Source organism: Paenibacillus spiritus (assembly GCF_008710135.1).
In the GTDB taxonomy this organism is placed as follows: domain Bacteria; phylum Bacillota; class Bacilli; order Paenibacillales; family Paenibacillaceae; genus Paenibacillus_AQ; species Paenibacillus_AQ glufosinatiresistens.
Window position 1 is genome coordinate 297,682 of record NZ_VYKK01000015.1, and the last position, 20,296, is coordinate 317,977.

Below are 20,296 nucleotides of genomic sequence, written 5' to 3' on the forward strand. Positions count from 1 at the left end.
GCCGGGCGGAAGGAGAGGTTCTCATTAACGGAAGACGTTGGTCGATAAAGATCCGCGGCAAAATCGCCGCGGGCTACTTGATGATTCTCCTTCTTCTGGGGTTGTTCCTGCTGATTGTGTCGGGACGGATCTCCAGTCTGGAGCAGGAGACGGTTGTGATCAGCGATCACGACATTGAGGTTCATGATCTCACCAACATGATTGAGAAGAATGTGCTCGATATGGAGACCGGTCAGCGCGGCTACGCTCTTACGGGAGATGAGCGTTATTTGAGCCCTTTCAATGAAGGGATCACGGACTGGAAGATCAATTATTCCAAGCTCGTCCGGCTTATCTCCGGCAATGACGACCAGCTTCGCAATCTCCAGGAGATTCGGGCGAATATCGAACTGTGGATTGAACGAGCGGGACAATATGTCGTCGATCTCAAGCAGGAAGGGAACGACGCCGAGGTTGAGGCGTTCTTCCGCAATAACGACGTCGGCAAAACGCTGATCGACCAGATCCGCTCCCAGGCTCAGTATTTCCGGGATACGGAGAAGGAGCTTACGGCAGATCGCATCGTCAATCTGAAGGAAGGCAACCGTCGCCTGCTGATTACGATGTATGTGCTGTGGGCCCTTGTAGCGGCGGCGGCTGTGCTGGCCGCTCTCGTGATCTCCAACAGCCTGGTCGGAACGCTGAAACGGGTGATAAAAGCCGTAGACCGGATTGCCGGCGGGCGCGATATCGACGAGCGGATTGAAGTAAGGACCCGGGATGAAATCTGCGATCTGGCGATGGCGACCAACCGCCTGCTGGATACAATGGAGAGGGAACGGCACAGCGTAGAACAGGTCAATGCCCTGTCCATGCAGCTTCAGGAGAGCAGCGATGTGTCCGTGCTGAGCCGGAGTTTCCTGCAGAATACGGCTCTGGCGCTCGAAATCCAGTACGGAGCCGTCTATATTGCGGAAGAGAGCAGGCCGCTGCTGGTCCGCAAAGCGGTATATGCAGGCGGAGCCGAAGAAGCGGAGGAGCTTCCTGTCGCCAGCGCGGCGTTCGGAGAAGGATTGCTTGGCCAGGCGGCCGCCGATCAGCGGATGCTGGTTCTGGAGAATCTGCCGGACGATTATTTGACCGTTCGCTCGGGGCTTGGCAGAACGGCGCCGAGACAGGATATTATCGCACCCATTGTTTTTGAAGGCTACACGGTCGGTGTGGTTGAACTGGCCTCGATTACCAAATGGTCGGCGCATCAGTTCCAGCTTCTCGGTCAATTCCTGGAAGTGTTCGCAGTTGCCGTCAATTCCTCCATGACGCGGATGCAGCTCTTCCGGCTGTACGAAGAGTCGCAGAACATGAACGAGAAGCTGCAAGCCCAGTCCGAGGAGCTTCAGACCCAGTCCGAGGAGCTGCAGTCGCAAGCCCGCGAGCTCAGCCAGTTGAATGTACGGCTGGAGAAGCAGAAGCAGGTTGCCGAGAATGCGGCTGCCCGCCTGGAGCAGAGCAATATCGAACTTCGGCAGAGCTCGCGCTACAAGACGGAGTTCCTTGCGAATATGTCCCACGAGCTGCGGACGCCGCTCAACAGCATGCTGATTCTGTCTCAATTGCTGACGGAGAACCGGGCCGGTTCGATGTCTGAGGAAGAGTTGGGCTACGCGAATGTAATCTATGAATCGGGCAGCGAGCTGCTGGCGATGATCAACGACATCCTCGACCTCTCCAAGATGGAAGCCGGTAAAATGCAGCTGGATCCCGGCCCTGTCGATCTGACAGAGCTTCCGGTCGTGCTGGAGCGCACGTTCGGGCCGCTTGCGGAGAAACGCAAATTGACCTTCTCCGTTATACGGGAAGGGAATGTTCCCGACTTGATGGTCACGGACGGTCTGCGCCTTCATCAGATTCTTAAGAATCTGCTGTCCAATGCGCTGAAATTCACCGAAGAAGGCTCGGTGTCGCTGCGCCTGTTCCGGAGCGAATCGTTTCCGGATTCCGGCAAGCCGGCGAGCGGAACGGTCATCGGCTTTGCCGTTGCCGATACGGGAATCGGCATCTCACGTGAGAACCGGGAACACATATTTGAAGCGTTCCGCCAGGCCGACGGGTCTACGGCGCGGAAATACGGCGGAACGGGACTCGGTCTGTCCATCTCCCGCCAGCTGGCCGAGCTTCTCGGAGGCGTCATTACGCTCGACAGCGTGGAAGGACGGGGCAGTGTGTTCACCCTGTACCTGCCCAGCAACGAGAAGTGGCTGGAAGAAGGGGAGGACATCGGCTATGCGGAATCGGCGGCAGGAGAAGAAGAGGCGCCGCAGGCAAGCCGGGATTCCTCGCCGGCGCTGGCCGGACTGACAGCCGAAGCCAGATCGCGGTATGAACGCTGTCTGGAAGGGCGGACTGTGCTTGTCGTGGACGACGACCTGCGGAATATATTCGCCATGCAGCAGGCGCTGGGGTCTTTTGGCATGACCGTGCTGGTGGCCCAGAATGGCTATGAATGTCTGCAGATGGTCCGGGAGAAACCGTCGATTGATCTGATTCTGCTGGACATCATGATGCCTGGCCTGGATGGCTACGATACGCTGTCCATTCTGCGGGAAGAGCTGCTGCGTCATAACTTGCCGATCATAGCCGTATCCGCCAAGACGAGCGTGGAGGATCGGAAGAAATGCCTCGAAGCCGGTGCCAGCGATTTTCTTGCCAAGCCGGTGCAGATTCCGGATTTGCTGGCTCTGATGTGCAAGCTGATGGCGGAAGCCTAATTTTTGCTTGCCACCCGGACCGTTCTGCTATAATGAATACGAATGGAAGAGGTACCATGCGAAAAGGGGGAGTCGGAGTTGGGGAAATCCGCTTTGCTGCTGATCGATGTCCAGGAAGCCATGTTCTCGTATCCGGATGAGAAGCTGTTCGATGAGGAAGGCGTAATGGAGCGGATTCTGCTGCTGCTCCGCCGTGCGCGGCAGGCTAACGTTCCGGTCGTGTTCGTCCGGCATACCGAAGAAGAGGAATTCGCGGAAGGCTCGCCGACTTGGGAGATCAGCGCCCGCCTGAATCCGCAGCCCGGGGAGGCGATCGTGAACAAGACCGCTTGCGATTCCTTCTACAAGACCGAACTTCAAGACAAGCTGCGCGCTCTGGGTGTCGATCATCTTGTAGTGGCCGGCATGCAGAGCGAATTCTGCGTGGATACGACCACCCGACGGGCGTTCAGCCTGGGGTACCGGGTTACCCTGGTGGAAGACGGCCACAGCACCTTTGGCAACGGCCGGATGACCGGCGAAGAGATCGTCCGTCATCACAACGGCATTCTCGGAGGAGGCCGGTTCGCGAATCTGGCCCGGGCAGCCGAGATTGAATGGTAATTTCGAAGACCCGTGCAACAGATTTAAGGGCGGGCTGGATAAACCGGCCGGATTTGGGGTTATAACATACTAGTGCGCAATTTCGGCGTACCGGCATGATATTACCTACTTTTCCGGAGGAGGAAGAGCTATTTATGAAAGCCGTAACTTACCAAGGCAAGAAGAGCGTTGAGGTAAAAGACGTCGCCGACGCCAAACTCGAGAAGAAGGATGATATTATCATCCGGGTAACCTCCACCGCAATCTGTGGTTCGGACTTGCATATCTATAACGGCAATATCCCGGGAATGTACAAGGATTACGTCATCGGCCACGAGCCGATGGGCATCGTGGAAGAGATTGGACCGGAAGTTACCAAGGTCAAGAAGGGCGACCGGGTCATTATCCCGTTCAATGTCGCCTGCGGCCACTGTTATTTCTGCCAGCACGACATGGAGAGCCAATGCGACCATGCCAATGAAGCCAAGGACACGGGCGGGTTCCTGGGATACTCCGAGTCCTACGGCGGATATGCCGGAGGTCAAGCCGAGCTGCTGCGCGTTCCGTACGGCAACTTCGGTCCTTTTGTCGTGCCGGAGGATGCGGAGATGGAAGACGAGAAGCTGCTGTTCCTCTCTGACGTCATTCCGACCGCCTGGTGGGGCGTGGAGAACGCCGGGGTGAAGCAGGGAGACACGGTCATTGTTCTGGGCTGCGGGCCGGTCGGTCTGATGACGCAGAAATTCGCCTGGCTGAAGGGCGCGTCGCGCGTCATCGCCGTAGACAATGTGCCGTATCGCTTGCAACATGCGAAGGTAACGAACAACGTGGAAATCTTCAACTTCGACGAAGTGAAGGACCTGGAATCGCATCTGAAGGAAATTACCCGCGGCGGAGCTGACGTTGTCATTGACTGCGTCGGTCTGGACGCGAAGAAGACGGTGGTGGAAGCGGTCGAGACTACGCTGAAGCTTCAAGGCGGCTCGCTCGGCGCGATCCGCATCGCCGCCGACGTGGTGCGCAAGTTCGGGACAATTCAGCTTATCGGCGTCTATGGTCTGATGTACAATATGTTCCCGCTCGGGCATCTGTTCGAGCGCAATATTACGCTGAAGATGGGCCAGGCCCCTGTTATTCACTATATGCCTCAGCTCTACAAAATGGTGAAGGAAGGCATCTTCGATCCGACGGACATTATCACCCATCGGGTGCCGCTGTCCCGCGCCGAACACGCTTACGAGGTGTTCAGCAAGAAGGAAGAGGACTGCATCAAGGTCATTTTGAAGCCGTAACGCGCATCTGCGCGAAGGCCGGCTGGAGAATGAGAAGACCCGGCCCCTAGGGGGGCCGGGTTATTGCTACGGAAAGGAAAGTTGCATGAAATCGCACACACCGCCGGTTCCCGTACCGGTATTGATGCTGGTTGGCATCACCGCCATATCGTTCTCTTCCATCTTCATTAAATGGTCCGCCGCGCCGGTATCCATTCAGGGGATGTACCGGCTGTTCTTCACTTCACTGCTGATGCTGCCGTTTGCCCGGCCGTACACCGGCTCGGCCGCCCGGCTGAAACGCTCGGACTGGCTGCTGCTGCTGGCATCGGGAACCATGCTTGCGCTTCATTTTCTGCTATGGATGGGATCGCTGCGCTACACCTCGGTCGCCAGTTCGACGATGATCCTTGCGCTGGAACCGCTCTTTATCATGATTGGAGCCTATGTCTGGTACAAGGAACGAACGCCGTCTTCCGCCTTGCTCGGTCTTGGCATTGCCCTTGCGGGCATCGGTCTGATCGGCTGGGGCGACGTTGGCCTGTCCTCGGACAATTTGAAAGGCGACCTGCTCTCCTTGGGCGGAACCGCTGCGGTAGCCGGTCATTTGCTCATCGGACAAAAGCTGGCGAAGCGGATGCCCTCGTACCTCTACAGCCTGACAGTCTTCGCTGCCGCTGCGCTGGTGTTCGCAGCCTATAATCTGCTGATGGGGATTCCCTTCTTCGATTACCCGCCGCGGGAGTGGGGAATCTTCGCCCTGCTGGCCGTCGTGCCGACGGTCTTCGGCCATGTTCTGTTCAATTGGCTGCTCCAGTTCGTCTCGGCGGCGACCGTCTCGATGAACATTCTCGGCGAGCCGGTCGGCTCCAGCATCTTGGCCTTCTTGCTGCTCGGAGAACGTCTGGGCGCTCTTCAATGGAGCGGAGGCCTGCTGGTCATCGGAGGACTGGCCTATTATCTCTATATTGAAGGGCGCAACCGGAGAAGCCGGGCCTAGGAAGCGGGTCTTGCCGCAAGCCGGACAGGAACGGCTGTCGAAACGCCGGAGACGGCGGAAGAGCAGGCCCGACCGGTGCCTCTTTAAGCTCCCTTGCAAGTATGTCGCTGAACAAAATGAACTCAGATTGAGTGCAATCGGAAAGGAAAGATATGAACGAGAATGTGAACGGGCCGCAGGCAGGCGGCAGGCCGGAGAAGGAGGGCCTCTTCGCAGCAGAAGAGGGGCGTCAGAGCCCGGAGCCTGGTGCCGGCGCCTCCGGCCACAGCGAGGAAGTCTGGAATGAAGATACCTATTCAGCCTGGGTTCGCCGGTTCGGAACGCCGGAAGAAGCGGCGGAGAAGCTGCGCGGCAATCCTGCGATTCGTCTGCGTCCGCTGGACCGCCATTTCGGCGATGTCCGGGGCAAGCGGATAATGAATTTGATGGGCTCGAACGGGATGAAGGCGGTAGCGCTCGCTCTGCTTGGCGCAGAAGCGTCCGTCGCCGATTTCTCCGAAGGCAACGCTGCCTATGCCGAGCGCTTGGCAGAGGCGGCGGACGTCCCGCTGCGCTATTATGTCTCCGATGTCCTGAAGCTTCCGCCCGAGGCGGCGGAGCGGGCGTATGACATCGTGTTCGCCGAGCAGGGAATTGTGCATTATTTTACGGACCTTAGGCCTTTTATGGAAACAGCCTTTAAGCTGCTGCTGCCGGGCGGCACCTTTATCCTTCGGGACTTTCATCCCGTCTCGACGAAGCTGATTCACTCGCGGGGTTCAACGGCAAAGGTGCGCAAGCACAAGGTGGACGGCGATTATTTTGACGAGAGCCTGGAAGCGAAGACGGTGTCCTATTCCAAGTATTTGCCGGGTGGAGCCTTGGGACAGGCTGAAGAACGGACGGTCTATTGGCGGCGCTGGACGCTCGGTGAGATTGTCACCGCCGCCGCCGAAGCAGGATTCCGGATACACCTTCTTGAAGAGGAGCCCAATCTGTCGTCCGATACGTTCGACAAGGGCATTCCGAAGACGTTCACGCTGGTAGCGCACAAGCCGTAGCCATCCGATAAGGTAAATACAAAGATGCCGCCTGGCTGCAAGCGATCCGGTTCTATCCGGAATCTGCCTTGCGGTCAGGCGGCATTTTATTTGATCAGATATTATTGATTTCGCTGCCCGCAGGCATCCATCAGCGCCTCCTGCAGCGGCGTAAGCTCCTGGTCCCTGCGCCAGGACCAGCCCCACGGGCAGGCCGCCGCCGATTCTCCGGGCAGCGGAATGCCGCGCAGCCGTCCGGCGGCCAGCTCCGCCGCGGCCGCGGCGGCGGAGCAGATCCCGGGGGAGCCGTCTGCCAGGACGAGGCCCATCAGGGCCTCGAAGCTTCCGGCCTCCCCCCGGGCCATCAGCGCGACGCCGTTGCGCGCCGCCCAAGCATCCGCACTCTGGCGGATGCAGGAGCCGGCTTCCGGCAGCCATAGCGGCAGCGCCGCCGCCTGCCCGGGCGTGACGGCCGGGTGCTCCGCCGGAGCGGCGAGCCCGGCAACCGTGTCCGCCGGGAGCCCGGGCGCGGCCAGGTCTCCCGGCCGGTCCAGCGCATGGCCGGGCGGGAACACCAGCACCGGCTCGTCCTGACCGGCGGGCCGGAAGTGCAGCGACGCGTCGCCCTGCGGCGGGCTGCCGGGCGGCAGCGTCAGCAGGGCCAGCCCGATCTCGCGGCTGCGCAGGCGCTCGCGCAGCACATGCTCCGGCAGAACGGACAGCCGGAGCCGGACTTCCGGCCGCTCCCGCAGGAAAGCGGCGGCGGCCGAAGGCAGCCAGCAGCCGCCGGGCACAGGAGCGGCGGCCAGCGGAAGCGGACCCTGGCTCTGCTGGTCCGACATCGCCTTGACGCTGCGCCCGGCCTCTTCGGCCAGGGCAACGATTTTGATGGCATAGGGCAGCAGGGTCCGCCCCGCTTCCGTAAGCAGTACGCGGCCGCCGCGCTGCTGGAAGAGGGAGGTGCCGAACTCTTTTTCGAGACTCTTCATGTGAAAGGATACCGTCGGCTGCTTCATACCCAGAGCGGCCGCGACATCCGTCACCTTCTTGTATTTCTCGATCCCCGCCACGATCTGCATCTTGAGCACATTCATTCGCTTGCCTCTCCTTCTGGATTCGCCATTCCGCTGAAATGTCATCTGTTTTCTTATTATAGAATATTTATATGATACTATATATAAATTATTTGTATTTTTATCGTACGGTTTACACAATGACGACATTTGTCTAACGAACGAGCCCTAGAATTAGAAATGTCAGAAAGAGATCATAACGATAGACATGAAGCAGAAATTGCAAATTATCCAAAAGGGGAGAAACCATCTCATGCGTTTGACGAAATCTTGGATTCTGACTTTGGCTCTGACGGGCGTCGTTGCCCTCGCAGGGTGCGACAACAATAACAATGCAGGCAGCAATGCTTCCGGCGAGAGCGGCAATTCGGCCAAGCTGAGCGGTTCCATTCTGGCCTCGGGCTCCACGGCGCTTCAGCCGCTGGTCGAGCAGGTAGCCGAGAAGTTCATGGACGATCATCAGGACGTCGATATCCAGGTGCAGGGCGGAGGCAGCGGAACGGGGCTGACGCAGGTGGCCGAGAAACAGGTGCAGATCGGGAACTCGGACGTCTTTGCCGAAGAGAAGCTGAAGGACGCCGACGCGGACAAAGCCAAGGCGCTTATCGACCACCAGGTCGCCGTCGTGGCCATCGCAGCGGTGGCCCATAAGGACACCGGAGTGGACAATCTGACGAAGCAGCAGCTCGTCGACATTTTTACCGGCAAAATCACGAACTGGAAAGACGTCGGCGGCGCCGACCAGAAGATCCAGATCATCAACCGCCCGGCAAGCTCCGGCACGCGCGCTACCTTCGAGAAGTTCGCGCTCGGCACGAAGACGGAAGACCTGGCGGGTTCGATTCAAGAAGACTCCTCGGGTACGGTCAAGAAAATGATCGGCGAAACGCCGGGAGCCATCGGCTATCTGGCCCTGTCGTACCTGGATGACAGTGTAACGACGCTGAAGTACGAAGGCACCGAGCCTTCGATTGACAACGTCACTTCGGGCAAGTATCCGGTATGGGCGTATGAGCATATGTACACGAACGGCGAGCCGGACGGCGCGCTTAAGGCCTTCCTGGACTACTTCCTGACCGATGAGGTGCAGGAGGGCGATGTGGCCGATCTCGGTTACATCCCGGTGTCCAAAATGCAGGTAGCCCGCGATGTGGACGGCAATGTAACGAACAAGTAAGTAACGAACCAATAAGCGAGTCAGACATCATGAATTGCAGAGGCGGACGATCGTCTGCCTCTATTTTCACTTTAGAAAGAAGGGGCATGCTTGACGAATTTGGCCAAACGTACACGCCTTGAGAACAAACGGTTCGAGAAACATCATATGGAAGACTTGATCGGACGCTCCTATATGTCCTTTTGCGTGCTTCTCCTGATCGTCATCATCATATCCATGGTGTATTTTGTAATGTCCAAGGGGATTTCGACTTTTGCCGTCAGCGGAGTCAGTATCTCGGAGTTTCTGTTCGGGAGAAAATGGTCGCCGGAGGGCTCTCCGCCGCTGTACGGCGCGCTGCCGTTCATCGCAGGGTCTTTCGTCGTCACCCTGCTGGCCGCGCTGATTGCCAGCCCGCTCAGCATCTGCGCCGCGCTGTTCATGACCGAAATCGTCCCCGGCTGGGGCAAAAAGCTTCTGCAGCCCGTAATCGAGCTGCTGTCGGGAATTCCGTCCGTGGTCTACGGCTTCGTGGGCCTCACCGTCATTGTGCCGCTGCTGCGCGATGTGTTCCCGGGGCAGGGCATCGGAGTGGCGGCCGGAGCGCTGGTGCTGTCGGTGATGATTCTGCCGACCATTACCAGCGTCGCGGCGGATGCCCTGGCGACCCTGCCGCAGAGCCTGAAAGAATCCTCGTTCGCGCTCGGCGCAACGCGCTGGCAGACGATCTCCCGTGTCATTCTGCCGACGACCCTGCCGTCGATCCTCACCGGCGTCGTCCTCGGGATGGCCCGAGCCTTCGGAGAAGCGCTCGCGGTTCAGATGGTCATCGGGAACGCGCCGTTCATTCCGACGTCGCTGTTCGAGTCGGCGTCCACCCTGACCAGCGCCATTACGCTTGGCATGGGCAACACAACGATGGGCTCGCCGCATAACAACGCGCTCTGGAGCATGGCGCTCGTGCTGATGCTGATGACCTTCGTCTTTGTCTCGCTGGTCCGTCTGCTGGAGAAAAGGAGAAAGCTCTAAATGATGAAAGCCAAAACGGTAGACAAAATCGCCACCGGCGTAATCGTCTTCTTCGCCCTGCTGATCGTGGCCATTCTGGCCGGTCTGCTCGGGTATATTCTCTTCCGGGGCCTCAGCCATATCAGCTGGGACTTCCTGACCTCAGCGCCGCAGAAGATCCGCGCGGGCGGCGGGATCGGGCCGCAGCTCTTCAATTCGCTGTTCCTGCTCGTACTGACGCTGCTCATTACCGTCCCGCTTGGCCTGGGAGCCGGGATCTACATGGCGGAATACGCCCGGCCGGGCCGGATTACGAACGGCATTCGCCTGATCGTCGAGGTGTTGTCCTCGTTCCCCTCGATCGTCGTCGGTCTGTTCGGCCTGCTGCTGATCGTCAATGTGTTCGGACTCGGCTTCTCGCTCATCTCCGGCGCGCTGGCGCTGACGGTCTTCAATCTGCCGCTGCTGGTCCGCATTACGGAGCAGGCCTTCCGCGGCGTTCCGGTTCAGCAGAAGGAAGCGGGCTTGGCAATGGGCCTGTCGAAATGGAAGATTGTCACCAGCGTATTGTTCCCGGTGGCGCTGCCTTCGATCCTTACCGGAACGATTCTGTCGGCCGGCCGGGTATTCGGCGAAGCCGCCGCGCTGATGTTCACGGCGGGAATGAGCAGTCCGCGTCTGGACTTCGGCAACTGGAATCCGCTGGACAGCAACTCGCCGCTCAATCCGTTCCGTCCGGCGGAGACGCTGGCGGTTCATATCTGGAAGATCAACAGCGAAGGGCTGGCGCCCGACGCGGCGCAGATCGCCGCGGGCGCTTCGGCCGTCCTGGTGCTGACCGTGCTCGTGTTTAACCTGGCGGCCCGCTACTTCGGCCGCTTCATCTACCGGAAGCTGACGGCTTCCAAGCGCATGAACTAAGGACCGGAATTCAGGCTTGAAACGAAGAAGAGGAGGAACGTAAGATGAGTGCGATTGCAACCCTGGCGGCGGGAGCCGTTGCCAAGTCCGGCAAGTCGTTCGAGACGGAGAATCTGAGTGTGTTCTACGGCACCTATGAGGCCGTGAAGGGGATCAGCCTTCCTTTTCCCAAGAATACGGTAACCGCGCTGATCGGCCCTTCGGGCTGTGGCAAATCGACCTTTCTGCGGTCGCTGAACCGGATGAACGATGAGATCTCCGGGGCGAAGACGAAGGGGAACATCTGGATCGACGGGGTGGATATCAATGCGCCCGGGACGGACGTCATCAAGCTCCGCCAAAAAATCGGAATGGTCTGGCAGAAGCCGAACCCTTTCTATAAGTCGATCTACGACAACATCGCTTTTGGCCCGCGCTATCACGGCGTGAAGGGCAAGAAAGACCTCGACGAGATTGTCGAGTCCAGTCTCCGCCGGGCAGCGCTCTGGGATGAAGTGAAGGACCGGCTGAAAGACTCCGCGCTGGCGCTCTCGGGCGGGCAGCAGCAGCGCCTCTGCATTGCCCGGGCGCTGTCGGTCGATCCGCAGATCCTGCTGCTGGACGAGCCGGCGTCGGCGCTGGACCCCGTCTCGACGGGGAAGATCGAAGAACTGATCAAGGAACTGCGCGAAGAACTGCGGATCGTGATCGTGACCCACAATATGCAGCAGGCCGCCCGAATCTCCGACTATACCGCCTACTTCTATCTGGGCACGCTCATCGAATACGGCCGGACGGATAAGCTGTTCACCACACCGGACAATACGATGACCCAGGAGTATATCAGCGGCCGGTTCGGCTGATCATTATTGTATAGAAGCCCTGTCCGCGCCTGCGGACAGGGCTTTCTTCAGCTAAAGCCGGATATTGGGCTTGATTAACTAATGCGAATGTCGAGCTGTGGCCGAACGGCTGGGCGTGAAGCCGCCGTCGTTGTATAATCACATCGAGAGTCTGGGTGAGCTGAAGTCGTCGTTGCGTCGTTGGCCCTGTACGGTCTGGAGCGTCTCTACCAGGCGCGGGTGGAAGCATCCGCGAATCGGCAGGGAGACGATGCTCTTCTGTCCATGGGCGCGGCTTATCTGGCCTTTGCCCGGACTGTCACCACAATTAGAAGGAGTGAGGCTCATTGATGATGAATCCGAGCGTTCGGGAACCGATTGAGACCTACAAGGAAGCTTGTCTGCTGATGGAGAAGCTCGGCATGCTGCCGCTGGCCCCCCTGCTGCCGGATCATCCGTCGCTGACGGCGGTGACGCCGGAAGAGAATTGGCATACGGGCAGCGGGACGGACCCGTGGCAGTGGAGAGTGCGCTTCCCGTCCGAGGGAGACGCGGCCTACGGAAAATTCTTCAGAAAGAAGGCGGTCCTGGTCCACCGGGATTGGTATCCGCTGCTGCATGCCGCCCTCGGAGGTGCGGAGGATCTGCGGGAACGGTATACCCGCGGCCTGCTCAGCCGTGAGGCGCTCGTTCTCTATGAGATCATCCGGGACCATCCCGGCATCGAGACCCGTGAACTGCGGAGCGTATCCGGAATGAAAGCCAAGGAGCAGAAGAACGCCTTTGACCGGGGACTTGCGGAGCTGCAGGAGCGGGGGGCCATTGTCATTTCGGGGGCGGTCCAGCGTCTGGACGCAAGCGGAGAGAAGAGCGGCTGGAACAGCACCTCCTATGAGACGTCGGAGAACTGGATGCGCCAGTCCGGGCTGGCCCGATACGTCGGAAACAGGGAAGAAGCCCGGCTCCGGCTGCTGGAGCAGGCGGAACGGATCTGGTCTCCCGCAGCCGTCCGGTGGTTGTCCAAGGAACTGAGCCGCTAGCCCCGGTTCCTGTTACATCCTCCTGCATATAGGTAAGCGCTTGCATGAAACCGACTGCTACTTCAGTAGTGGGATCAGAAAGGCGGCGGCGAAGTACAGAATACCCAACATCAACAGAACATAGGCCGTAAATTTGAGGAACCGGGCAAGGGAAGCCCCCGGCCTGTCGTCTGCTGTGAAATTGGAGGCAGGCAGAGGTTCGGCCGTATTCCTTTCATGCCAATCGGGCACATAAGGTTCCTTCATGATGATCTCCTCCTAAATCGGGATTGCTGATTATGGAACTAATTGTATTGTTACATATTTGTGAACATAATTCAATGAGACGCGTGCGGGTTCATGCCAAAAAAAACCGCCGGACTCCGAATGGATCGGAGTCCGGCGGCCCGTTGAACGGTGCGGAATTAGAACGCCCAGTTGCCCTTCAGGAAGACGGGTTCCTCGGAACCGTCTGCCGCGATGCCGTAAATATTCATATCCGCCGAGCCGATCATGAAATCGACATGCGTAAGGCTTGTATTCAAGCCGCGCTCGCGGAGCTGGTCCTGATTCAGCATTTTGCCGTCCACCAGACAGAAGGAATAGGCGGCGCCGATAGCCAGATGGTTGGAGGCGTTCTCGTCGAACAGTGTGTTGTAGTACAGAATGTTGGAATCGGAGATAGGGGAATGATGCGGCACCAGAGCGACCTCGCCCAGATATTTCGCGCCCTCGTCGATCTCGATGAGATGCTCCAGCGATTCCTGGCCGACTTCGGCCTGAACGGAGATAATCCGCCCGTTCTCGAAGGTGATCGAGAAGTTGTCGATGATGTTCCCGCTGTGGCTGAGCGGCTTCGTGCTGCGGACCGTTCCGTTGACGCCGGTCTTGAGGGGAGCCGTGAACACTTCTTCGGTCGGCATATTGGCGACGAACTTTACGCCTTTCTCGTTGGTGCTGTCGCCGCGCGCCCAGAGATGTCCTTCCGGGAGCTCGATCGTCAGGTCCGTTCCTGGAGCTTCATAACGCAGCTTCTTGTACTTCTTGGCGTTCAGCACATCTGCCTTGGCTTCCAGCGTCAGCAGATGGTCCTGCCAGGCTGCGACCGGGTCCTCCCGGTCGAGGCGAACCGTCTTGAAGATGGCATCCCACAGAGCATCCACCCGGTCCTCCGAAGGAAGCTGCGGGAAGACCTTATCGGCCCATGCCTTTGAAGGAACGGCAACAATGCTCCAGCTTACACGCTCCGACAAAATGAATTCCCGGTATTTCTCCAGCGCCGCTCCGCGCGTCTTCTGGTTCAGCGAAATCCGGGCCGGGTCGATCCCGTTGAGCGCATCCGGATCTTCCGCAATGACCGAGAGGAAGGCGGCGCCTTGCTCGGCCAGCTCTGTCCATTCTCCCGCCAGCCACTTGGGCGGCGTGGAGAACACTTCGTCTGCGGCATGCTCGAACTTCAGCCGGGTAATCCGTTCGTCGCTCCAGTTGACGATTACGTTGCCGGCCCCTGTCTCATAAGCCTGCTCGGCGATCAGACGGACGAATTCGGCCGTCGATACCGGCGCGTTGATTACAAGCGTCTGACCGGGCTGAACGTTGATGCCGATTTTGACGGCCAGCTCTGCATATTTGTTCAGTTTCGCTTCAAATGGGGACATAAATGAACCTCCGTTTACCGTTTCGTTTAGATATGGATACCCATATTGTACTAAATTATTAACCGCCGGCCGAAAAAAGTCAATGAAGGTGAGACCTGTACTTCTTCGGGAATCCGGTAAATGTTATACTGGGAGAGAACAGGACAGACCTTGAAAGGAAGTCGGACAACCCATGAAGACGGATATTATCCGCGCGGACATGACCCGCGATGAAGCAGGCAGCTATCTGGGCCATACGGTATTCAGACTGGAAGGCCACGAAGCCGCTTATGAAATTACACTGTTCAGCAAGAAGGGCAAGGAGTGGGATTATGCGCTCAATTTTGCGGAGGAGTCCGGCGATGAAGAGCAGTTCCTCCGGGCGGACAGCCTGATTGAAGAGGATGACGAGCTGTTCGACCGGCTCCTGGACGCGGCGCTCGAAATGCAGGAAGAGTCAACCGAAGACAAGAGCGGACAGTAGAATTTTACCGCTCTGATACGAACCAAGAGCCCGCTTCCGTGTGAAGGGGCTCTTGGTTTAACCAATCGTGACGTCGCCTTCGGGATAACGGTACAGTTCCCGGCTGCGGCGCGGCTTGATGGCGTAAGCCAGCGTGAGCGGGCCTGTCCGGCCCATGAACATCAGGACAATTACGAGAAGCTTGCCGGGGAGGCTGAGTTCGGGAGTAAGTCCGAGCGTGATACCGGAGGTCCCGAACGCCGAGACGGCCTCGAAGAGTACGCTCAGGAAGTCGGCGCTCTCCGTGATGCACAGAACCATGGTTGCGCTGACCACCAGCAGCAGCGACAAGAGCGTAATGGTAATGGCCCGGTATACATTCTCTTTGGGCAGACGATTGCGGAACAGGGCGACATCTTCCCGGCCGCGCAGACGGGCGTACACGGCGGCCATCAGAAGAGCGAAGGTCGTAATCTTGATTCCTCCGCCTGTAGAGCCCGGCGCAGCGCCGATGAACATAAAGAGAATGAGCAGAAATTGGCTCGATTCCCGAAGCTCCGCGACATTCAGCGTCGTGACCCCGCCGGAACGGGGGGTGATGGACTGAAGGAACGACGCCATGATTTTACCCCCGGCATGAAGGGGCTTCATCGTATTGTTCGCCTCCAGCCACATCAGCATCGCAGCCCCGGCCACAACCAGAATCAGGGATGCGGACAGAACCACCTTCGAGTGCAGGGACAGCCGCCGGCGGCGCGGATAATCCACAATATCCGATAGGACGATGAACCCGATGCCGCCCAGGAAGATAAGGGCCATCGAGGTCAGGTTGACGATAGGGTCTTCTACATAATGAACCAGCCCGCTGAATGGGCCGTGCACATCGCCGAACAGATCAAAGCCGGCATTATTGAAGATCGAGACGCTGTGGAACAAGCCGAAATAAAAGGCTTTGGCCGCTCCCATGTCCTGCAGGAAACGCAGGGTGAAGAGCGCAGTTCCCATCCCCTGAATCACAAGCGAATAGAGCAGTACGCGCCGGATCAGACGGACAATCCCTTGCATGGAGTTCTGGTTCATGGACTCTTGCAGCAGCAGCCGCTCCTTCAAGGAGATCCGCTTGTTCAAAATCAGCGTAATGAGCGTAGCCATAGTGACAAAGCCGAGTCCGCCGAACTGGAACAGCACCAGCAGCACGATCTGGCCGAACAGCGTCAGACTGGTGCCTGTATCAACCACAGCCAGCCCGGTGACGCAAGTGGCGGAAGTAGCCATGAACAAAGCGTCCACCAAGGACAGCCTGCCTTCCGTGGAAGCGGCGGGAAGCCATAGAAGCAGTGTTCCGATCACAATCAGCCCCGCGAAGCCGAGCGACAGAATTTTGGGCGGGGTCAGCCGCATTCTTCTCCAAATAAAGTCCAAAGACAGATTAGCCAAAGCGCACACTCCCGGGTCCGTGAATTCGTTGTGACAAATTATATCACAATTTGTACCGGACAGTCCGCATAGGACTCGGCGGGAGGGGGAGATGCGCAGGCGCAAGAAAGAAGGTTAAGCCAATGATGATTACGATTCGAGAATTGATACCCGCAGACGCTGCCGACCTGCTGAGGCTTCAGCGCCAGCTCGACCGGGAAACCCGGTTCATGATGCTGGAGCCCGGGGAACGTACAGCAGACGAAACGCAGACGGCGGAGATGCTGGAGAGCTTCCGCCAATCCGATAATTCGATCCTGCTGGGTGCCGAGGCGGACGGGCGGCTTGTCGGATTCGTCTCCGCAAAGGGCGGAGGCCCGCAGAGAGTCCGCCACAGCGCTTATTTGGTCGCCGGAATCGCTTCGGAATACACGGGCCAAGGCATCGGAACGAAGCTGTTCCGCGAACTGGAAGACTGGGCCTGCTCAACCGGGCTTGTCCGTCTGGAGCTCACCGTCATGACCCACAATGAACGCGCGCTGGCCCTCTACCGCAAGTGCGGGTTCGGGATTGAGGGAACGAAGCGCCGGTCGCTGCGCGTAGACGGGAACTGAGCAGATGAATACATGATGGCCAAAATTCTGGATTCCGCACACGGGGAGTGAAGCCTGCATGTCCGGCCTTATTTCTGATCTTCAGCGGTTTATAAGCATTCTGGACCGGCAGCCCTCGGTCCGGAAAGACCTGGAAGCCGTTGACAAGCTGCGCCTTCCGGAAGGCTGCATCGCTGCCGGATACCTTCGGTCTCTGGTCTGGGACGAGCTTCACGGCTTTATTCGCCGGACCGTGCCCGAAGATATTGATGTTCTCTATTATGACCCCCTTCATCCGGAGGAAGCCGAAGAAAAGAAGCTGGATGCGCGGCTTCGTCAGCTTCGGCCCGGCCTGAACTGGTCCTGTAAAAATCAGGCCCGGATGCATCTGGTCAGCGGCAGCGCGCCTTATTCTTCCGTCGAAGCCGCGATGCGCGAATGGCCTGAAACCGCGACAGCCGTCGCCGTCAGAATGGATGGGAACGGAAGAATGACAGTCATAGCGCCCTACGGTCTGAGCGACCTGATGAACGGAAGGGTCCGGCCAAGCCCCGGATGCCGAGACAGGGAGCTGTGTCGCCGCCGTATGGAAGCAAAGCGGTGGCTGGATAGATGGCCCAAGCTCCGGCTGGAGGATCCGCCTGGAGACCACAGGGAATAACAGCTGAAGAAGCGGAATTATTGCTGAAGCACTCCGAGCTTCTTGGCCATCTTCAGGAACCGGTCGGCGTATAAATCCGGCGAAAGGGTCTCCCGAATGTGCCGTTCTCCCTCCAGCCGAATCCGCTCCCGTCGCTTGCCGCTCTGCAACAAATCCAGCGCTCCTTCTACCGCATCGTCGATGCTGCCTCTATTGTAGAGACGGCCCGTGCGGTTATGCCGGATCATCCGCCGGATGCCGTCCGAATCCGAGCTGAGCACCGGACAGCGGCAGAGCATCGCTTCCGCGACCGCGTAACCGAACCCTTCCAATATGGAGGTGGAACAGAGCAGCCCTCCCGAATCTCCGATCATGCTCAAGTAATCCGCCATCAGCTCATGGGGAACGTTGGAGTACATAATAATCCGGGAAGTTATCCCCAGCGCTTCCGCAAGTTCCGAGAACTGCTCCTTGTCTCCGGGATCATACAGCTGTTCATCATGGAAGATCCACAGGTACATCTCGGGACGGATGTTCAGCAGCCGGGAGCCGATCTTCAGAAATTCGCTCCAATTCTTGTTCGCCTGCAGCCTTCCGACCCAGCCGAGAATCGGAAACGGCTTGGCCGGGTAAGAGCGGTAAGCGAATTCCGAGGCGTCGACAGGATCATCGAAGCAATAGGCCGGGATTCCCGCGAACCGCCGAGTCAAGAGCTGCTGAAGATGCGTTGTCTTCGGATAGAGGAGCGCATCGGCGCATTGATGGATCCGTTCGGACATATCTTTGAGGATAATTTCGGCTTCCTGAAGAGGGCCGAGACCCTGAATTTCAAAGACCAGCGGTCCTCCGTAACCGAAACCGCGGATTCTCCGGGCCAGATCAATGTCGGTACAGACGACAATTAAATCGTACTGCTCCTTCTGAATCCGTTCCCGGATCTCTCCATCCTTGCCTGCAATCAGCGTTGGAATGCCGCGGATATTCTGTACGCCCGCTCCGGGGTGGGTATACAGAAGATGGCACTCCACCCCCCGATTCATCAGCGCGCGGCAGCGCGTCCGATTCAGCGTCTCCATGCCTCCGCTCGGATTATAGAAGGTGAATAGCACTTTCATTCCGATCACCCCAGTGCTTCTTTCAATTCTTGTGTGCGAAACAGTTCATTCCAGCGCAAATCGAATAATGGCGTTCCGCTGCTCCGATGCCGGTACCCGACCAGTCTCTCATCGGTATAATAGCAGGACAGCAGAGAAGAGTCTGCTGCATCGAGGTGATCGATCAGGATCTGAAGGTCGGAGGAAGAAGCGAACGGAGCGCTGCCCGCAACAAGGACAAAGCGCGTCCAGACTTTGTTCAATTCAAGCTTGCCTGCTGCTTCGGAGGAACAGCCGGCGTAAGAGGCAGAGAGCGTAGAAGGGTGAGAAACAGCTGTCAGCGGGGTGGAAGCCGTTCCCCCTAACGATACATCCAGAATCCGGCATTCGTAGTTGCTGAACGTCTGTTCATACAGACTCTCCAGCCATTCTACCTCTCGCTCCCCCCCGTCCCGGGCCGGAAAGAGCACAGTCAGCTCTGCGGGTATCCCCCGCCGGTGACGGGCCTGATGGCGGGCCAGATGAAAAGCATGCCGCCAGCGTCTGTGCTGATACGCAGTATTCAGCGCAGACGAGATGCTGTGCGGAGAATTCACTCTGTAGTGCATCAGCTCGGCGGGAATATAGCGCATCCGGCACAGCTCGGAGAGCCGAAGCCAATAATCATAATCCTCCACCGGCTCCATCCCGTAAGGTCCAACCTGCCTGGCGTAGCGGGCTTTATACATAAAGGAGACGCCGACCAGGGAAGAATCCAGCAGCTTATCCGCTGGCCGGGACTGGTACTGCCTCAGAAGAGCCAGACTCGGCTCGTCATGCAACGGGTTACCGGCTTCGTCGATACTCTGAAAGGAACTGTAGACCAGTCCCAGCTCTTCAGGCCCTTCAGCCAGGGTTCGTCTCAAGATCTCCAGGAAGCGGGGATGGTACCAGTTGTCGCTGGAGACCCAGGTCCAGTAGAGGATTTCAGGATCTTCCGATAGAACGTCAAAACCGGTGTTCAGCGCTGCCGCCACCCCCCGGTTCTCCGGATGAGCCAGCACCGTAACCCGGGCGTCGTCTCCAATCGCCGTCCTGACCAGCGGCTCCATAAGAGGGTCGCCGTCAAGAACGACCACCAGTCTGAATTCCCGGCAGGTCTGCACCAGCAAGGATTGAAGCGCAAGGCACACATAGTCCGGTCTCTGGGTATACACCGGCATTACAACGCCGACGTCTGTCATAGTGTCACTCCTTCGGACGAAATTCCCTGACGGTATGATATGTATATGACTATGCCGGCCGGGGGTGCGATTAAATTCGCGAAGAAGACCGGCAATAGCCGTTATCCGCTGAAACGGAACAAAAGAGGGCGTTAGACCTGGAGCGACAAGGACGGAATTTCGGTCAGTTCCTGCTGAAGAACACGCTGTCCGGTGACCAGATTGCCGAATTCGTCCAGCCCGTAGACGGATACGGCCACATCGGCCAAGGGGCTGGACAGGCTGTACTGCACTTCGTAGGCGACATTTCCGGCAATCACAAATTCCCGGATATCGGCACTGAACGGGGGAACGACAAAGCCCGATACATAGAGCGGCGTCAAGGCAAGAGACGAAATCGGCACCCCGAAGACTTCGAGAATAATGGTGGCGCTGGCATTCGACACGTTGCGGACACTGACGGCGATCTGCGAAGCGGCGGTGCCGATGGCCCGGGTATTCGTGATGATTCCCGTGGTATAAGGCATGGGCTGTCCCTCCTGGAGAAGATGAAGTGTGACTCTCCATACCTTATTCTGCAACTCTCGCGAAAGGCTCGGACAAAGGTGGAGCAAGGGGTGGAAATTGCAGAAAG

At 58.3% G+C, this 20,296-nt stretch carries 20 protein-coding genes; 13 read left to right on the forward strand and 7 right to left on the reverse strand.

What is annotated here, in order from left to right; translation table 11 throughout:
* The first annotated feature begins 80 nt into the window (after positions 1–80).
* The 5 genes from F4V43_RS12245 (at position 81) to F4V43_RS12265 (ending at position 6,640) form a co-directional block, all read left to right on the forward strand.
* Complete coding sequence (locus F4V43_RS12245) at positions 81–2,747, forward strand: CHASE3 domain-containing protein (protein WP_150458513.1); 2,667 nt, start codon at positions 81–83, stop codon at positions 2,745–2,747.
* Between the two features lie 78 nt (positions 2,748–2,825).
* On the forward strand, positions 2,826–3,350 hold the full coding sequence (locus F4V43_RS12250) for a cysteine hydrolase family protein (RefSeq protein ID WP_150458514.1): 525 nt from the start codon (positions 2,826–2,828) through the stop codon (positions 3,348–3,350).
* A 134-nt stretch (positions 3,351–3,484) separates the two neighbouring features.
* Complete coding sequence (locus F4V43_RS12255) at positions 3,485–4,621, forward strand: zinc-dependent alcohol dehydrogenase (protein WP_150458515.1); 1,137 nt, start codon at positions 3,485–3,487, stop codon at positions 4,619–4,621.
* 85 nt (positions 4,622–4,706) lie between these two features.
* Positions 4,707–5,600, forward strand: coding sequence for a DMT family transporter (locus F4V43_RS12260; protein ID WP_150458516.1), 894 nt, complete (start codon positions 4,707–4,709; stop codon positions 5,598–5,600).
* Positions 5,601–5,752: 152 nt separating this feature from the next.
* On the forward strand, positions 5,753–6,640 hold the full coding sequence (locus tag F4V43_RS12265) for a class I SAM-dependent methyltransferase (RefSeq protein ID WP_150458517.1): 888 nt from the start codon (positions 5,753–5,755) through the stop codon (positions 6,638–6,640).
* 101 nt (positions 6,641–6,741) lie between these two features.
* Here the strand turns inward: F4V43_RS12265 and F4V43_RS12270 are convergent, their stop codons facing one another.
* The gene (locus F4V43_RS12270; protein ID WP_191089565.1) at positions 6,742–7,713 is read right to left on the reverse strand and encodes a LysR family transcriptional regulator; all 972 of its coding nucleotides are present in this window, start codon (positions 7,711–7,713) and stop codon (positions 6,742–6,744) included.
* A 238-nt stretch (positions 7,714–7,951) separates the two neighbouring features.
* Between F4V43_RS12270 and F4V43_RS12275 the strand changes: the two genes are divergently transcribed.
* From F4V43_RS12275 to F4V43_RS12295, 5 genes are all read left to right on the forward strand, one after another.
* Positions 7,952–8,869 carry a phosphate ABC transporter substrate-binding protein PstS family protein gene (locus F4V43_RS12275; RefSeq protein WP_411898461.1) on the forward strand — a complete coding sequence of 306 codons (918 nt, stop codon included), beginning with the start codon at positions 7,952–7,954 and terminating at the stop codon, positions 8,867–8,869.
* 147 nt (positions 8,870–9,016) lie between these two features.
* A complete protein-coding gene (gene pstC / locus F4V43_RS12280) occupies positions 9,017–9,877 on the forward strand; it encodes a phosphate ABC transporter permease subunit PstC (RefSeq protein WP_150458619.1) in 861 nt (286 codons plus the stop codon).
* A 3-nt stretch (positions 9,878–9,880) separates the two neighbouring features.
* Positions 9,881–10,777 carry a phosphate ABC transporter permease PstA gene (gene pstA, locus F4V43_RS12285; protein WP_150458620.1) on the forward strand — a complete coding sequence of 299 codons (897 nt, stop codon included), beginning with the start codon at positions 9,881–9,883 and terminating at the stop codon, positions 10,775–10,777.
* Between the two features lie 44 nt (positions 10,778–10,821).
* On the forward strand, positions 10,822–11,619 hold the full coding sequence (gene pstB, locus F4V43_RS12290; RefSeq protein WP_150458520.1) for a phosphate ABC transporter ATP-binding protein PstB: 798 nt from the start codon (positions 10,822–10,824) through the stop codon (positions 11,617–11,619).
* 329 nt (positions 11,620–11,948) lie between these two features.
* Complete coding sequence (locus F4V43_RS12295; RefSeq protein WP_150458521.1) at positions 11,949–12,638, forward strand: hypothetical protein; 690 nt, start codon at positions 11,949–11,951, stop codon at positions 12,636–12,638.
* 57 nt (positions 12,639–12,695) lie between these two features.
* On the opposite strand, the gene F4V43_RS12300 is transcribed toward F4V43_RS12295, so the two are convergent.
* Positions 12,696–12,884, reverse strand: a complete 189-nt coding sequence (locus F4V43_RS12300; protein WP_150458522.1) for a hypothetical protein — start codon at positions 12,882–12,884, stop codon at positions 12,696–12,698.
* A gap of 158 nt (positions 12,885–13,042) precedes the next feature.
* Positions 13,043–14,275 carry an aminopeptidase gene (locus tag F4V43_RS12305; RefSeq protein WP_150458523.1) on the reverse strand — a complete coding sequence of 411 codons (1,233 nt, stop codon included), beginning with the start codon at positions 14,273–14,275 and terminating at the stop codon, positions 13,043–13,045.
* 172 nt (positions 14,276–14,447) lie between these two features.
* Here F4V43_RS12305 and F4V43_RS12310 point away from each other — a divergent pair, with 172 nt between their 5' ends.
* Positions 14,448–14,738 (forward strand): hypothetical protein, encoded by a 291-nt coding sequence (locus F4V43_RS12310; protein WP_150458524.1) that lies wholly within the window; start codon positions 14,448–14,450, stop codon positions 14,736–14,738.
* A gap of 57 nt (positions 14,739–14,795) precedes the next feature.
* Here the strand turns inward: F4V43_RS12310 and F4V43_RS12315 are convergent, their stop codons facing one another.
* Entirely contained in the window at positions 14,796–16,118 is a 1,323-nt protein-coding gene (locus F4V43_RS12315) for a TrkH family potassium uptake protein (RefSeq protein WP_150458621.1), read from the reverse strand.
* 158 nt (positions 16,119–16,276) lie between these two features.
* Here F4V43_RS12315 and F4V43_RS12320 point away from each other — a divergent pair, with 158 nt between their 5' ends.
* Both F4V43_RS12320 and F4V43_RS12325 read left to right on the forward strand, forming a co-directional pair.
* A complete protein-coding gene (locus F4V43_RS12320) occupies positions 16,277–16,747 on the forward strand; it encodes a GNAT family N-acetyltransferase (protein WP_191089566.1) in 471 nt (156 codons plus the stop codon).
* A gap of 58 nt (positions 16,748–16,805) precedes the next feature.
* Positions 16,806–17,387, forward strand: coding sequence for a nucleotidyltransferase family protein (locus F4V43_RS12325; RefSeq protein WP_150458525.1), 582 nt, complete (start codon positions 16,806–16,808; stop codon positions 17,385–17,387).
* A 17-nt stretch (positions 17,388–17,404) separates the two neighbouring features.
* Here the strand turns inward: F4V43_RS12325 and F4V43_RS12330 are convergent, their stop codons facing one another.
* The 3 genes from F4V43_RS12330 to F4V43_RS19740 form a co-directional block, all read right to left on the reverse strand.
* A complete protein-coding gene (locus F4V43_RS12330; protein ID WP_150458526.1) occupies positions 17,405–18,481 on the reverse strand; it encodes a glycosyltransferase family 4 protein in 1,077 nt (358 codons plus the stop codon).
* Between the two features lie 5 nt (positions 18,482–18,486).
* Positions 18,487–19,683, reverse strand: a complete 1,197-nt coding sequence (locus F4V43_RS12335; protein ID WP_191089567.1) for a glycosyltransferase family 2 protein — start codon at positions 19,681–19,683, stop codon at positions 18,487–18,489.
* Between the two features lie 131 nt (positions 19,684–19,814).
* Positions 19,815–20,189, reverse strand: coding sequence for a hypothetical protein (locus tag F4V43_RS19740; RefSeq protein ID WP_191089568.1), 375 nt, complete (start codon positions 20,187–20,189; stop codon positions 19,815–19,817).
* Positions 20,190–20,296: the final 107 nt, after the last annotated feature.